The organism is Pseudomonas sp. NY15437, assembly GCF_048068435.1.
In the GTDB taxonomy this organism is placed as follows: domain Bacteria; phylum Pseudomonadota; class Gammaproteobacteria; order Pseudomonadales; family Pseudomonadaceae; genus Pseudomonas; species Pseudomonas nitroreducens_B.
Map to the genome: position 1 here is coordinate 68,991 of NZ_JBLUQC010000001.1, position 14,246 is coordinate 83,236.

General features: G+C 66.7%; 8 protein-coding genes and 1 tRNA gene. 7 read left to right on the forward strand and 2 right to left on the reverse strand.

What is annotated here, in order from left to right; all coding sequences use genetic code 11:
* The first annotated feature begins 40 nt into the window (after positions 1-40).
* The 7 genes from dnaG to ACNFIA_RS00395 all read left to right on the forward strand — a co-directional run bounded on the left by dnaG (position 41) and on the right by ACNFIA_RS00395 (position 12,364).
* On the forward strand, positions 41-2,077 hold the full coding sequence (dnaG, locus tag ACNFIA_RS00365) for a DNA primase (RefSeq protein ID WP_416782502.1): 2,037 nt from the start codon (positions 41-43) through the stop codon (positions 2,075-2,077).
* 78 nt (positions 2,078-2,155) lie between these two features.
* Entirely contained in the window at positions 2,156-4,006 is a 1,851-nt protein-coding gene (gene rpoD, locus ACNFIA_RS00370; RefSeq protein WP_259758957.1) for an RNA polymerase sigma factor RpoD, read from the forward strand.
* A gap of 104 nt (positions 4,007-4,110) precedes the next feature.
* On the forward strand, positions 4,111-7,845 hold the full coding sequence (locus ACNFIA_RS00375; RefSeq protein WP_416782503.1) for a bifunctional diguanylate cyclase/phosphodiesterase: 3,735 nt from the start codon (positions 4,111-4,113) through the stop codon (positions 7,843-7,845).
* 16 nt (positions 7,846-7,861) lie between these two features.
* Positions 7,862-7,938, forward strand: a tRNA-Ile gene (locus ACNFIA_RS00380).
* A gap of 191 nt (positions 7,939-8,129) precedes the next feature.
* Positions 8,130-8,453 (forward strand): hypothetical protein, encoded by a 324-nt coding sequence (locus ACNFIA_RS00385; protein WP_416782504.1) that lies wholly within the window; start codon positions 8,130-8,132, stop codon positions 8,451-8,453.
* 165 nt (positions 8,454-8,618) lie between these two features.
* On the forward strand, positions 8,619-10,799 hold the full coding sequence (locus tag ACNFIA_RS00390; protein WP_416782505.1) for a putative bifunctional diguanylate cyclase/phosphodiesterase: 2,181 nt from the start codon (positions 8,619-8,621) through the stop codon (positions 10,797-10,799).
* On the forward strand, positions 10,796-12,364 hold the full coding sequence (locus ACNFIA_RS00395; RefSeq protein WP_416782506.1) for a PAS domain-containing methyl-accepting chemotaxis protein: 1,569 nt from the start codon (positions 10,796-10,798) through the stop codon (positions 12,362-12,364). Before ACNFIA_RS00390 ends, ACNFIA_RS00395 begins: the two co-directional genes overlap by 4 nt.
* Here the strand turns inward: ACNFIA_RS00395 and ACNFIA_RS00400 are convergent.
* Both ACNFIA_RS00400 and ACNFIA_RS00405 read right to left on the reverse strand, forming a co-directional pair.
* The gene (locus ACNFIA_RS00400; protein WP_259758945.1) at positions 12,361-12,519 is read right to left on the reverse strand and encodes a YqaE/Pmp3 family membrane protein; all 159 of its coding nucleotides are present in this window, start codon (positions 12,517-12,519) and stop codon (positions 12,361-12,363) included. The genes ACNFIA_RS00395 and ACNFIA_RS00400 overlap by 4 nt on opposite strands.
* A 323-nt stretch (positions 12,520-12,842) precedes the next feature.
* The gene (locus ACNFIA_RS00405) at positions 12,843-14,192 is read right to left on the reverse strand and encodes a glutamine synthetase family protein (RefSeq protein ID WP_259758944.1); all 1,350 of its coding nucleotides are present in this window, start codon (positions 14,190-14,192) and stop codon (positions 12,843-12,845) included.
* Positions 14,193-14,246 lie beyond the last annotated feature (54 nt).

The following is a 14,246-nucleotide window of genomic DNA, read 5'->3' on the forward strand; positions in this document are numbered from 1 at the left end:
GGGCGCTATGCTTGGGTCCACCCTGCGTCCCGATGAGTCTATGGCCGGCCTGATTCCACAATCCTTCATCGATGACCTGCTCAACCGCACCGACATTCTCGATGTGGTGAGTTCGCGCATCCAGCTGAAGAAGACCGGCAAGAACTACAGCGCCTGCTGCCCGTTCCACAAGGAGAAGACTCCCTCCTTCACCGTCAGCCCCGACAAGCAGTTCTATTACTGCTTCGGCTGCGGCGCCGGCGGCAACGCGCTCGGCTTCATCATGGACCACGACCAGCTGGACTTCGTCCAGGCGGTCGAGGACCTGGCCAAGCGCGCCGGCATGGACGTCCCCCGTGAGGAAGGCCGGCGCGGCAACAAGCCGCGGCAACCGGTGGATTCGCCGCTGTACCCGCTGCTGGCCGCCGCCGCCGACTTCTACCGCCAGGCACTGAAAAGCCACCCGGCGCGCAAGGCCGCGGTGGAGTACCTCAAGGGCCGCGGCCTGACCGGCGAGATCGCCCGCGACTTCGGCCTGGGCTTCGCCCCGCCGGGCTGGGACAACCTGCTGAAGAACCTGGGCGGCGACAACCTGCAGCTCAAGGCCATGCTCGACGCCGGCCTGCTGGTGGAAAACCCCGACAGCGGCAAGCGCTACGACCGCTTCCGCGACCGGGTGATCTTCCCCATCCGCGACAGCCGCGGCCGGGTGATCGCCTTCGGCGGCCGGGTGCTGGGCGACGACAAGCCGAAATACCTGAACTCGCCGGAAACCCCGGTCTTCCATAAAGGCCAGGAGCTCTACGGCCTGTACGAAGCGCGGAAGAACAACCGGGATCTTGACGAGATCATGGTGGTCGAAGGCTACATGGACGTCATCGCACTGGCGCAGCAGGGCATCCGCAACGCAGTGGCCACGCTGGGTACGGCCACCAGCGAAGAGCACATCAAGCGGCTGTTCCGCATCGTGCCGAACATCCTCTTCTGCTTCGACGGCGACCAGGCCGGCCGCAATGCCGCCTGGCGCGCGCTGGAGTCGGCGCTGGGCAACCTGCAGGACGGGCGCAAGGTGCGCTTCCTGTTCTTGCCCGAAGGCGAAGACCCGGACAGCCTGGTCCGTGCCGAAGGCCCCGACGCCTTCCGCGCCCGCCTCGCCCACCAGGCACAGCCGCTGGCGGATTACTTCTTCCAGCAACTGACTCAGGAAGCCGACCCGAGCACACTCGAAGGCAAGGCGCACCTGGCGACGCTGGCCGGGCCGCTGTTGGAGAAGATCCCCGGCAATACCCTGCGCCTGCTGATGCGCCAGCGCCTGGGCGAAATCACCGGCCTGTCCGCCGAGGCGCTCAGCCAGATCAGCGCGCCGCGCTCCGGCCTGACCGGCCAGGGAAAACCCAGCCACGCCCCCGCCTCGGCACAGGCGCACGGTTCGGACCAGCACGCCCACGAATACGCCGACTACGACATGGGCCAGTTCGCGGGCCAATTCGCCGAGCAGGGTGACAGTCATTACCAGGACGCCTCGAATTACTTCGAAGCGCCGCAGGAATTTTCCGCCGGCAACGGCGGCGCCAAGCAGGGCAAGAAGCCCTGGAAGGGCGATCGCAAATGGGACGGCAAGGGCAAGAAAGGCGAGTTCACGCCACGCCAGCCACGCACCGAGATCAGCGTCGAATCGCCGACCCTGACCGCGCTGCGCACCCTGCTGCACCATCCGCAACTGGCGCAGAGCGTCGAGGATGCGAGCCACTTCTCCAACGAAGGACAAACCTACTCGCAACTGCTCGCCGCACTGGTCGAAGCGTTGCAGAAGAATCCGAAACAGAGCTCGATGCACCTGATCGCGCGCTGGCACGGAACCCCGCAAGGGCGCTTGCTGCAGGTGCTGGCGGGGAAAGAGTGGCTGATCGACGACGGCAATCTTGAAAAGCAGTTCATCGACACCATTACTACACTTGCACACAACCAGCTGCTCAGCAGCCGCGAAGCCCGCCTGCACAGCGTGCTGCGAAAGAATCCCAGTGAACTGACCGACGAAGAGAAAGCGTTACTGCGCGAGCATTACCGCACCCCCTCTTCAACAGGCAGCCAGAGCTGAACTGGCGCCTGAAGCCTCGAATCTGGTATAATCCTCAGCTTATTTCAGCCCGCCAAGACCTTCAGTGGATAGGGTGTTATGTCCGGAAAAGCGCAACAGCAATCTCGTCTCAAAGAGTTGATCACCCGTGGTCGTGAGCAGGGTTACCTGACTTACGCGGAGGTCAACGACCACCTGCCGGAGGATATCTCTGATCCGGAACAGGTAGAAGACATCATCCGCATGATCAACGACATGGGGATCAACGTATTCGAGACAGCCCCGGATGCGGATGCCCTGTTGCTGGCGGAAACCGATACCGACGAAGCTGCCGCCGAAGAAGCCGCTGCCGCCCTTGCCGCGGTAGAGAGCGACGTTGGCCGCACCACCGACCCGGTGCGCATGTACATGCGTGAAATGGGTACCGTGGAACTGCTGACCCGCGAAGGCGAGATCGAAATCGCCAAACGCATCGAGGAAGGCATCCGCGAAGTGATGAGCGCCATCGCCCAGTTCCCGGGCGCGGTGGACGGCATCCTCGAAGAGTACAACCGAGTGGTCGCCGAAGGCGGCCGCCTGTCGGACATCCTCAGCGGCTACATCGACCCGGACGACGGCAGCCTGCCGGCCGAGGAAGTCGAGCCGGTCGGCCTGAAGGATGACGCCGAAGCCAAGGAAAAGGACGAAGAGGACGAAGAGTCCGACGGCGAAAGCTCCGATGAAGACGAAGGCGATGGCGGTCCGGACCCGGAAGAAGCCGCCCGTCGTTTCGGCGCCGTGTCCGAGCAGCTGGAAAAGACCAAGAAGGCCCTGAAGAAGCATGGCCGCGGCAGCAAACAGGCCAACGAGGAAATGCTCGCCCTGGCCGAACTGTTCATGCCGATCAAGCTGGTGCCCAAGCAGTTCGACGTGCTGGTGGCCAAGGTCCGTGATTCGCTGGACAGTGTCCGCCGCCAGGAACGCGCCATCATGCAGCTGTGCGTGCGTGATGCGCGCATGCCGCGTGCCGATTTCCTGCGCCAGTTCCCCGGCCACGAAACCGACACCGCCTGGGTCGACACCGTCCTCAAGGGCAAGCCCAAGTACGCCGAAGCCATCGAGCGTCTGCGTGACGACATCCTGCGCAACCAGCAGAAGCTGGTCGACCTGGAAACCAGCTCGCAGCTGACCGTCGCCGAGATCAAGGACGTCAACCGCGCCATGTCCATCGGCGAGGCGAAAGCCCGTCGTGCGAAAAAGGAAATGGTCGAGGCGAACCTGCGCCTGGTGATCTCCATCGCCAAGAAGTACACCAACCGCGGCCTGCAGTTCCTCGACCTGATCCAGGAAGGCAACATCGGCCTGATGAAGGCGGTGGACAAGTTCGAATACCGTCGCGGCTACAAGTTCTCGACCTACGCCACCTGGTGGATTCGCCAGGCGATCACCCGCTCGATCGCCGACCAGGCCCGCACCATCCGTATTCCGGTGCACATGATCGAGACCATCAACAAGCTCAACCGTATCTCCCGCCAGATGCTGCAGGAGATGGGCCGTGAACCGACCCCGGAAGAGCTGGGCGAACGCATGGACATGCCGGAAGACAAGATCCGCAAGGTCCTGAAGATCGCCAAGGAACCGATCTCCATGGAAACGCCGATCGGTGACGACGAAGATTCGCACCTGGGCGACTTCATCGAGGACTCCACCATGCAGTCGCCGATCGAAGTGGCGACCAGCGAGAGCCTCAAGGAAGCCACCCGCGAAGTCCTCGCCGGCCTCACCGCTCGCGAAGCCAAGGTCCTGCGCATGCGCTTCGGCATCGACATGAATACCGACCACACCCTCGAGGAAGTCGGCAAGCAGTTCGATGTGACCCGTGAGCGTATCCGCCAGATCGAAGCCAAGGCGCTGCGCAAGCTGCGCCACCCGTCGCGAAGCGAGCATCTGCGCTCCTTCCTCGACGAGTGACGAAGAACCCCCGGCCAAAACCGGGGGTTTTTCTTTGGGCCTTCCACTGGGCAAAGTGCCACGTCTACACTTCGGCGTAGTCCCCGGTTGGAATGAGGCCCTTCATGCCGCGTCTGCAGGCAGTTCTACTGTGGTGCCTCGCATTCTGGGCGGGACAGGCATTCGCCCTGAGCCTCACGCCCGAGGAACAGCAGTGGCTGCACGCCCATCCCAGCCTGCGCCTGGGCGTCGACGCGTCCTGGCCGCCCTTCGAGTTCCGTGACGCCGAAGGCCATTACCAGGGCCTCGCCCCGGTGTACGTGAAGTACATCAGCGAGCAGTTGAAGGTGAAGCTGGCGTCGGTCGAACCCAGGGACTGGAACGACCTGCTGCAACAGGCCCGCGCCGGCAAGGTCGACCTGCTGCCCGGCGTCATGGCCACCCCCACGCGCCTCGACTACCTGAGCTTCACGCGTCCCTATCTCGACTTCCCGATCATCATCCTCGCCCGCCGCACCGGTCCGGAACCGGCGAACGTGGCGGAGCTGTACGGCCTGAAAGTCGGCGTGGTGGCTCACTATGCGCCGCACGAGCTGCTGGTCATCAACCACCCCGATCTCAACCTGCAGCCGCTGCCCAGCATCGCCGCCGGGCTGCAGGCATTGGCCACCGGTCAGGTCGACGCCTTCGTCGGCGACCTCGCCTCCAGCGTCTGGAACCTGCGCCAACTCAAGCTCGAAGGCCTGCAGATCAGCGGCGAGACGCCCTACCGCTACCAGTTGGCGATGGCCGTGCCGAAGGACCAGGCGATCCTCGTTGGCATCCTCGACAAAGTCCTCGCCGACATGAAGCCCGAGCAGATCGAAGCCCTGCAGGCGCCCTGGGTCGGCGGCCTGGTGGATCGCCGCAGCGTCTGGCCGGAAGTGTTCCGCTTCGTCCTCCCCATCGCCCTGCTGACCGGCCTTGTCCTGCTGGTGCTGTTCACCATGAATCGTCGCCTGCGCGGCGAGATGCAGCGCCGGGAAAAGCTCGAACAGGCCCTGCGCGACAGCGAGCAGCACTACCGCGGCCTGGTGGAAAGCCTGACCGCCATTGCCTGGGAAATGCGCCTGGCGGAAAACCGCTTCACCTACGTCTCGCCCCACGCCCAGCACCTGCTCGGCTACCCGATCAAGGACTGGCTCGAGCCCGGCTTCTGGCAGCGCACGCTGCACCCCGACGACGCCGAGCACGCCATCCACTACTGCCTGACCGAGAGCCAGGCCGGGCGCAACCACAGCTTCGATTACCGCATGCTCGCCGCCGATGGGCGGGTGGTGTGGATCCGCGACATCGTCACGCTGATCCATCACGGCGACGACCTGATTCTGCGCGGCCTGATGATCGACATCACCGATGCCAAGTTCACCGAACAGGCCCTGCGGCTGTCCGAGCAGAAGTTCGCCTCGGTATTCCACCACTGCCCGGACATCATCGTCCTCGCCCGCCAGGTCGACGGGCGGTTGCTGGCGGTGAACAGCACCTTCGAGCAGCAGATCGGCATCCCCGCCAGCGAGGCGCTGGGCAAGACCTCCACCGAACTGGGCATCTGGGGCGAACCGGGCATGGGCCCGGCGATGCTCGCGCGCTTGCAGGGCGAGCCGCTGAACAACGTCGAGATCCCGCTCAACCGCCGCGACGGCACACGCTTCACCGCCCTGCTCTCGGCCCAGCACATCGTCCTGGACGACGTCCCGGCGCTGGTGGTGGTGGTGCGCAACATTTCCCAGGTCAAGGAAACCCAGGAACAGCTGCGTGTCTCCGAAGAGAAATTCGCCAAGGCCTTCCACGCCTCCCCCGACGGCATGCTCATCTCGCGCATCAGCGACGGCCGGCTGGTGGAAGTGAACCAGGGCTTCACCCGCATCACCGGCTACAGCCGCGAGGAGGCCGCCGAGCGCTCCACCCTGGACCTGCGCCTGTGGGCCAACCCGGCTGACCGCAGCACCCTGCTGGGCATACTCGACAACGCCGCCAGCGCACCGGACTTCACCGCGCAGATCCGCACCCGCGACGGCAGCCTGCGCCTGTGCGAGCTGTCCGCCCACCGCATCACCATCGGCAATGACGACTGCATGCTGACCATTGCCCGGGACATCACCGAGCAGCAGCAGATGCAGGAAAAACTCCGCCTCGCCGCCACCGTGTTCGAGAGCACCGCCGAGGGCGTGATGATCACCGACGCGCGCCAGCAGATCGTTGCGGTCAATCGTGCCTTCAGCGAAATCACCGGCTACAGCGAACAGGAAGCCCTCGGTCGCTCCCCGCGCCTGCTCGCCTCCGGCCAGCACGACAGCAGCTTCTACGTCGCGCTCTGGCACCAGCTCAACGCCGACGGCCACTGGCAGGGCGAAATCTGGAACCGGCGCAAGAACCAGGAGCTGTACCCGGAATGGCTCACCGTCAGCGCCGTGCGCAACGCCGACGGCGACCTGTCGCACTATGTCGGGGTGTTCGCCGATATCTCCACGCTCAAGTACGCCCAGGCGCGGCTGGACTACCAGGCCCACCACGACCCGCTCACCGGTCTGCCCAACCGCCTGCTGTTCGAAAGCCGCCTGAACGGCGCGCTCAAGGACGCGCAGGAAAACCATCAGCAGGGCGCGGTCCTCTTCCTCGACCTCGACCGCTTCAAGCACATCAACGACAGCCTCGGCCACCCGGTGGGCGACCTGCTGCTCAAATCCATCGCCACACGCCTGCGCGAACAGCTGCGCGACGTCGACACCGTCGCCCGCCAGGGCGGCGACGAATTCATCATCCTGCTGCCCGGCCTGCACCACGCCCTGGATGCCGAGCACGTGGCGAACAAGCTGCTGCTCTGCTTCGAAAAACCGTTCATCGCCGGCGAACAGGAGTTCTTCGTCAGCGCCAGCATCGGCATCTGCCTCTACCCCAGCGACGGCGGCGACGTCGCCACCCTGGTAAAGAACGCCGATGCCGCCATGTACCGGGCCAAGGCCCAGGGCCGCAACCGCGTCGAGTTCTACACCCGCGAGCTGACCTTCCAGGCCACCGAGCGCATGGCCCTGGAGCACGAACTGCGCCGCGCGCTGGAAAGCGACCAGCTGCAGCTCTACTACCAACCCAAGCTCTCCCTCGCCAGCGGCCAACTGGTGGGCGCCGAAGCACTGATCCGCTGGAAACATCCGCAATTCGGCGCGATCTCACCGGATCGCTTCATTCCCCTCGCCGAGGAAAACGGCCTGATCCTGCCACTCGGCGACTGGGTGCTGCGCGAAGCCTGCCGGCAGATGAGCCGCTGGCAGGACAGCCACGCCGCCTTCGGCCCGCTCTCGGTCAACCTCGCGGGCGCCCAGCTGCGCCAGACCGCCCTGGTCGAACGCATCCGCGAACTGCTCGGCCAGTACAACCTGCAGCCGTCGCGGCTGCAGCTGGAGATCACCGAAAGCTTCCTCATGCACCAGACCGAGGAAGCGCTGAGCATCCTGCACAGCCTCAAGCGCCTGGGCGTGCAGTTGGCCATCGACGACTTCGGCACCGGCTACTCCTCGCTCAGCTACCTCAAGCAACTGCCGCTGGACACCCTGAAGATCGACCAGTCCTTCGTCCACGGCCTGCCGGACGACCCGCACGACGCGGCCATCGCCCGCGCCATCATCGCCCTGGGCCGCAGCATGAACCTCACGGTGATCGCCGAGGGGGTGGAGCACGAAGCCCAGGAACGCTTCCTCGAAGCCGAAGGCTGCGACCAGATCCAGGGCTACGCCCTCAGCGCACCGCTACCAGCCGACGCCTTTGCCAACCGCTTCCTGGTCCCGCTGCATCCGGTTGGCGCCAGCCAGAACGCCCCGGTATAATCCGCCCGCCTTCTGGGGGCCTATAGCTCAGTTGGTTAGAGCAGAGGACTCATAATCCTTTGGTCCACGGTTCAAGTCCGTGTGGGCCCACCATCCTTTCCGCAGAAAAGCCGCGCATCAGCGCGGCTTTTTCGTTTCCGCAGCCCGCTTGCCGGAGGCGGATGAGAGTCCTCTCACACCACCCGTCGGTGCCCAGGCGAGAGGCGACGCGGCCATGACAAAGATCAATATCAAATAGCCATTACCCAGTACATTGGCGCCTTCCTGATATTGAGTATCCCCTCATGACTCTCCATCGGTATCCGGTCCAGTTGTTGGTCACGTCCCAGGACCCGGCGCTGGCGCGCCAGGTTCGGGCGCTGCTGGCGGCCTATGAGCTGCCCTGCGCGGTGATGGAAGGGCCGCGCGACTGTGAGCAGGCGCCACTGTGCCGATGGTTCAAGGACGCGCCGTTGAGCGATTCGGCGCGCATGCTCGCGCTGCTGGCCGACGCCATCGGCGTGCTGGAGCGGACCCGCCACGCCTTTCGCTCCCGCGAGCTGGGCGAACTGCGGCAGCGCCTGAGTGGCGCGCTGCAGGAGTTGTCGGGGCCCCGGCCCCTGGTGTAAAAAGCCAACCACCCGCGTTCCGCGTTGCGGAAGCTGGCTTTGCCGGGCAGGACGAAAGGACCTGCAAGACAAAGCGCCGCGTTGCTCGCCGTCGACTTCGACCAGGCGAGCGGCCGGCGCTTTTTTCATGCCCGACAAAAACAGCAGACCCGCAAGGAGCCGAACATGGGCCTGGGACCCAAGCTCGATAGCGTGCTCGAGCGCATCGGCCTGTCGACGATGGAAGTCGATCAGCGCCTGAGTTACCTGGAGTGGCGCGAGGAAGACGGCCGCCGTCTCCACGGCCGCGCCGCCGAACTGGAAGGCTGCCACCAGCGTTTCATCGAGCAACTCTACGACCACCTGCGCAACTACCCGCCGCTGGGCGCGATCCTCGCCGAGCCGGCAACGCTGGCGCGGCTCAAGTGCAGCCAGCTCGAATACTACCGCCAGCTGTGGGATGCCCCGCAGGACGCCGAGTACGTGCGCGACCGCCTGCGCATCGGGCTGGTGCACCAGCAGGTCGGCGTGGAGCTGAAGTGGTACCTGGGCGCCTATCGTCTGTACCTGGACCAGATGCTCGCCGACCTGATGGGCGATGCGCCGCAAGCCAGGACCTACGCCAGCCTGCTCAAGCGGGTGTTCTTCGACATGTCCCTGGCCATCGACACCTACGGCGCCGCCCAGCGCCAGGCGCTGGAGGACAGCGAGGCCCGCTACGCCCGCGCCCTGCGCGGCGCCAACGACGGCATCTGGGACTGGGACCTGGGCAACGACCGCCTCTACGTCTCCGAGCGCTGGGCGCGCATGCTCGGGCTCAGCCGCGACAACCTGGGCGAAGGCAGCACCAGCTGGTTCGCCCGGGTGCACCCGGACGACCTGCCCGGCCTGCGCAAGGCCATCGACGCGCACCTGCGCGGCAGCAGCGCGCTGCTCAGCCACGAGTACCGCATCCGCCAGCGCGACGGCAATTACCTCTGGGTGCTGGCGCGCGGCGTGATCACCGATGGGCGCATGGCCGGCTCGCAGACCGACATCAGCCAGCACAAGGCCAGTGAGCACCAGCTCAGCCACGCCGCGCGGCACGATCCGCTGACCGGCCTGGGTAACCGCCTGCGCCTGGACGAACTGCTGCAACAGGCGCTGCTGCGCCAGCGCCGCCCCGGCGCGCGCGAGGCCGGCCTGCTGTTCATCGACCTGGACCGCTTCAAGCTGATCAATGACAGTCTCGGCCACGCGGTCGGCGACCGCGTGCTGGTGGAAGTCTCCCAGCGCCTGCTCCGCTGCCTGCGACCGGGCGACCACCTGGCGCGCTTCGGCGGCGACGAGTTCGTCGTGCTGCTGGACGACCTGGCCAGCCTGGTGGACGCCGAACAGGTGGCGCAGCGCATGCTCGACTGCCTGCGCCAGCCGCTGCATGTGGATGGCCGCACCCTGGTGGTCAGCGCCAGCATCGGCATCACCGGGCTGATGACCGACGGCCAGGCCATCGACACCTTGCAGGCCGCGGACCTCGCCCTGTATCGCGCCAAGGAGGCCGGCAAGGCGCAATACGCGCGCTTCAGCCTGGAGCTGCAGGCCGAGGCGCAGCGCCGGCTGGACCTGGAAAGCGCACTGGCGCAGGCGCTGCGCCGCGAGGAATTCAGCCTGCACTACCAGCCCATCGTCCGCCTGGACCGCGACTCGCCGAGCTGGGAGGCGGTGGAAGTGCTGCTGCGCTGGACGCACGACGGCCAGTCGATCTCGCCGCTGGACTTCATCCCGGCGCTGGAGGAATCCGGTGAGATCGTCCCGGTCGGCGACTGGGTGCTGCGCCAGGCCTGCCGGCAGACTGCGCTGTGGCAGCGCCAGGGACATCACCGGCTGTACTGCTCGGTGAACCTGTCGAGCCGGCAGTTGCAGCAGCCAGGCTTCGCCGCGCGGGTGCAGCGGATCCTCGCCGAGAGCGGCCTGTCGCCGCGCAGCCTGGTGCTGGAGATCACCGAAAGCCTGCTGATGCAGGACGGCGCGGAAACCCTCGCCTGCCTGCGCGAACTGGCCGCCGAGGGCGTGCGCCTGGCGCTGGATGATTTCGGCACCGGCTATTCCTCGCTGGGGTACCTCAAGCGCTACCCGCTGCATATTCTCAAGGTCGACCGCAGCTTCATCACCCGCGTGCCGGACGACCCGGAGCTCAGCGCCATCTGCCGCGCCATCATCGGCCTGGGCCACAGCCTCGGCCTGGACGTGGTGGCCGAGGGCGTGGAACGCCAGGAGCACCTCGACTTCCTGCGCCAGGAAGGCTGCCGCCACGCCCAGGGCTTCCTGTTCAGCAAGCCGCTGGCGCCGGAGCAGCTGTTCCAGAGCCAGCTGGAGCGCCAGCGATGAAGCACAACCTGCCCGTCACCGGGCGCCAGGTGGAGGTGCCGGCGAACGCCAACATTCTTTCCACCACCGACCTCAAGGGTGCGGTCACCCATGTGAACCCCGACTTTCTCCAGATCAGCGGTTTCGCCGCCGAGGAGCTGGTGGGCTTCAACCACAACCGCGTGCGCCACCCGGACATGCCGCCCGCCGCCTTCGCCCATCTCTGGCAGACGCTGCAAGCCGGGCGCAGCTGGATGGGCCTGGTGAAGAACCGCTGCAAGAACGGCGACCACTACTGGGTCAGCGCCTTCGTCACGCCGATCCGTCACGGCGGCAAGGTGGTGGAATACCAGTCGGTGCGCACCCGCCCCGGCGCCGAGCAGGTCGCCGCCGCCGAGCGGCTGTATGCGCGCCTGCGGGCGGGGGAGCGGGTGGACCGGCCGCGCCTCACACTGGTGACGCAGCTGCTGTTGGGCCTGCTGGCGGCGCAGGCCAGCGGCGCGCTTCTCGCGCTGGCGTGGCCCCCGCTGATGCCCCTGGCGTTCCTGCTGGCGCTGGGGGCCTCCGGCGCCTGGCTGGCGCTGCGCCTGCAACCGCTGGGCGCGCTGCTGGCGCGGGCGCGGAAGATCGCCAGCAACCCGCTGAGCCAGCAACTCTACGCGGGCCGCGCGGATGAGTTCGGCGAGCTGGATTTCGCCTTGCGCATGCTGGAGGCGGAAACCGCCGCGGTGGTCGGGCGCATGGCCGACGCCTCGCGGCAACTCGCCGAACACGCCGCCGCGCTGGCCGACGCCATGGCCGGCGGCAGCGCCGCGTCGCAGGTGCAGCAGCGCGAGACCGAACAGGTCGCCAGCGCCATGCAGCAGCTGGCGCAGAGCGTCCAGGAGGTCGCCCGGCATGCGCAGCACAGCGCGGTGGCCGCCCAGTGCAGCGAACGCATCACCCAGGCCGGGCATGCGGACGTGCACGGCACGCGCGGGCAACTCGCCGCGCTGGAAGCCGGCGTGCGCGCGGCGAGCAACGCGGTGGAACAACAGCAGGAACACAGTGCGGCGATCTCACGGATGCTCGAGGTGATCCGCGACGTTGCCGGGCAAACCAACCTGCTGGCGCTCAACGCCGCCATCGAAGCCGCGCGCGCCGGGGAAAGCGGACGCGGTTTCGCGGTCGTCGCCGACGAGGTGCGGGCGCTGGCCTCGCGCACGGAAAACTCGGCGCGGGACATTCAAACGCTGGTCGGCAACCTTCAGCAGGGCGCGCAGGAGTCGGTGCGGGCGCTCTGGCACTGCTGCGAGCAGGCGGTCGCCAGCCTGGCCCAGGCCGGCCAGGCGGCGGGCACGCTGGAGCGCATCAGCGAACAGGTTTCGGCGATCCAGCGGATGAGCCTGGAAATCGCCGAGGCCATCGAGGAACAGGGCGTCGCCAGCGAGGACGTGCAGCGCAGCCTGCACGCCATTCGCGGCTCGGCCGACAGCAACGCGGCGCAGGTCGGCACCTGCCAGCGCAGCGCCGCGCGCATGGCGGAACTGGCGGCGGAACTGCGCATGCTGGCGGAGCACTTCTGGGAGGGCAGTCGGGCGCTCTAGCGCTTGGCGATGATGTACACGGCGTGGACGATGCCGGGGATGTAGCCGAGCAGCGTCAGTAGGATGTTGAGCCAGAACGCGCCGCCGAAACCGACCTGGAGGAACACGCCCAGCGGCGGCAGGATGATGGCGATGAGGATGCGGATGAAGTCCATGCGGTGGCTCCTTGTGAGATTGCCGGATGCAGGGAATGGACTACCGGGAAGCGCAGCGGGTTCAGAGAATCTGGCGCGGGTGCGTGGCGGGTGGGCGAACGCGGACGGAGTCCGCGATGATTTCACGCTCGCAGCCGGCGGGTGGTCGCGGGCATGGCCCGCTCCTACAGGTGGCCCGAGCGTGGGCGGCCCTATCCCCGGCCGTTCGCCGGGAGTTGCGGCTTTTCGTAGGAGCGAGGGGGACGCCTAGTTCTTGCTCGCGAACCTGTCCCCGCTGCGGATCTGTTCGCGAGCAAGCTCGCTCCTACAGAGAGCAACACACGTCAGAGGAACCAGCGGTACTCCCGCGCGCTGACTTCGTTCATGAAGTCCAGGTGGTCGTGGCGCTTGTTCTCGCAGTAGACGAAGACGAACTCGCTGCCCAGACCGTCCTTCACCACCGGATGGTTTTCCATGGCGGCGACGGCGCCGAGCATGTCGCGGGGGAAGTCGATGCCGCTGGCGCGGTCGTCGTTCAGCGGCGGAATCGGCTCCTGGCGGGTTTCCAGGCCGTGCTCCATGCCGGTGAGGATCGCCGCGAGCACCAGGTAGGGGTTGGCGTCGGCGCCGGCCAGGCGGTGCTCGATGCGCAGATTCTTGCCGTCGGACTCCGGAATGCGGATGCACGCATCGCGGTCCTCGAAGCCCCAGCTGGCCTTGCTCGCCGCGTTCACGCGGGAGCCGTAGCGGCGGTAGGCGTTGTGGTTGGCGGCGAAGATCGGCATGCAGTGCGGCAGCAGCTCCAGGCAGCCGGCCACGGCATGGCGCAGGGCCTGCTGGTGATCGCGGTCGAGCAGGTTGTTGCCGTCGCGGTCGTACAGGCTGACGTGCACGTGCATGCCGCTGCCCGGCGCATGCAGGTACGGCTTGCTCATGAAGCTGGCGCGGTAGCCGTGCTTGAGCGCCACGCCACGGGTGGCACGGGTGAACAGCGCGGCCTGGTCGGCGGCATGCAGGCCGTCGTCGCAGTGGGCGAAGTTGATCTCGAACTGGCCCGGGCCGATTTCGGCGGTGATGACGTTGGCGTCCACGCCCTGCTCACGGGAGGCGTCGACGATCTCGTGAAGCACGTCGGAGAAGCGCGACAGGCGCTCGATGTGCATGTTCGGTTGGTCGTCCTCGTCATCGCACAGCGGGTCGCGGGGGTATTGCGGCAGGCCGGCGTCGAGCTTCCTGTCGAACAGGTAGAACTCCAGCTCGAAGGCCACCACCGGGCGGATGCCCTTGGACTCCAGGCGCTGCATGACGCGGGCGAGCACTTCGCGCGGTTCGAATTCGATGGGCGCCTCGGTGCCGTCGGAGCTGATCAGCATCTGCCCCAGCGGCTGATTCTCCCAGCGCACCGGCTTGAGCGAGCCGGGGATCAGGCGGCGCGGCGCATCCGGGTCGCCGTCGTTGAAGCAGTAGTCGCCAATGGGGTGCAGGCCCCCCTGTGCGCCCAGCAGCACGCAGTTCTGCGGCAGTTTCAGCGGGCTGCCGGCGGCGACCTTCTCCAGCATGTCCACGGGGTAGCGCTTGCCGTAGAAGTGGCCGGGAATGTCCAGGCAGATCAGGTCGACGTAGCGGATGTCCGGGTATTGCTGGCGGAAGGCGCGAACTTCGCTGAGCAGGTCGGGATAGGTCGGGCGGTTCATTGGGTTTGCCTTTTGTTTTCGGGCGCTGGGAGCAATTTCGAGGCGGGACCGTGG

Coding starts and splice junctions, on each gene's coding strand:
- dnaG (WP_416782502.1), top strand. CDS start 41: ATGGCCGGCCTGATTCCACAATCCTTCATCGATGACCTGCTCAACCGC.
- rpoD (WP_259758957.1), top strand. CDS start 2,156: ATGTCCGGAAAAGCGCAACAGCAATCTCGTCTCAAAGAGTTGATCACC.
- ACNFIA_RS00375 (WP_416782503.1), top strand. CDS start 4,111: ATGCCGCGTCTGCAGGCAGTTCTACTGTGGTGCCTCGCATTCTGGGCG.
- ACNFIA_RS00385 (WP_416782504.1), top strand. CDS start 8,130: ATGACTCTCCATCGGTATCCGGTCCAGTTGTTGGTCACGTCCCAGGAC.
- ACNFIA_RS00390 (WP_416782505.1), top strand. CDS start 8,619: ATGGGCCTGGGACCCAAGCTCGATAGCGTGCTCGAGCGCATCGGCCTG.
- ACNFIA_RS00395 (WP_416782506.1), top strand. CDS start 10,796: ATGAAGCACAACCTGCCCGTCACCGGGCGCCAGGTGGAGGTGCCGGCG.
- ACNFIA_RS00400 (WP_259758945.1), bottom strand. CDS start 12,519: ATGGACTTCATCCGCATCCTCATCGCCATCATCCTGCCGCCGCTGGGC.
- ACNFIA_RS00405 (WP_259758944.1), bottom strand. CDS start 14,192: ATGAACCGCCCGACCTATCCCGACCTGCTCAGCGAAGTTCGCGCCTTC.